This is a genomic window from Bartonella vinsonii subsp. berkhoffii ATCC 51672 (assembly GCF_902825225.1).
GTDB lineage: Bacteria > Pseudomonadota > Alphaproteobacteria > Rhizobiales > Rhizobiaceae > Bartonella > Bartonella berkhoffii.
The window spans coordinates 1-625 of sequence record NZ_CADEAK010000097.1; the positions used below are offsets into that span (position 1 = coordinate 1).

Annotated in this window: 1 protein-coding gene; it reads right to left on the reverse strand. The window is 45.3% G+C overall.

Annotated elements, in window-relative coordinates:
• Positions 1-625 (reverse strand): coproporphyrinogen-III oxidase family protein (locus J7R10_RS08425; protein WP_208436460.1); only part of this gene is annotated, 625 nt, incomplete at both ends.

Here is a 625-nt window from a genome sequence, read left to right on the forward strand (position 1 = left end):
ACAGGTCTGCTGCGAGTTCTGAAGCGGGGAGGGTAAGCCTTCCTGCGGCATGAAGCGGTTTAAAAGCTGTTCCTTCTTCGATAGTCAGTTGGTAAAGAGAAAGATGATCTGCTGCCAAGTCAATGGCTTGAAAAAGTTCATCTTTCCATTGCTCGAGTGTTTGCTCGGGGCGGGCATAAATGAGATCAAAGGATAAACGTGGAAAGATTTTCCGCGCCAAAGCAATAGCGTGACGAGCCTGTTTTATATCATGGAAACGGCCAAGTTGTCGTAGTGCCTTGTAATTGAGTGCTTGTACACTCAAGGATAAGCGGTTAACTCTTGCCGCTTTGTATTCGCGAAAGCGTGCTGCTTCTACACTTGATGGGTTGGCTTCCAGTGTGATTTCAACTTTATCATCGACCGTCCACTTTTTTGCAAGTGCTTGCAATAAAGCATCAACAGTTTGAGGGGTCATAAGAGAGGGTGTACCCCCACCAATAAAGATACTTGTAATATGACGTGGACCTATTTTATGATATTGCGTTTCTATTTCTCGTTCAAGGTCGGTGACCAAACGTGGATGGTCTCTACCATGAACGCCCGCATGTGAATTGAAATGTCCATAGGGACATTTTGTTGCACT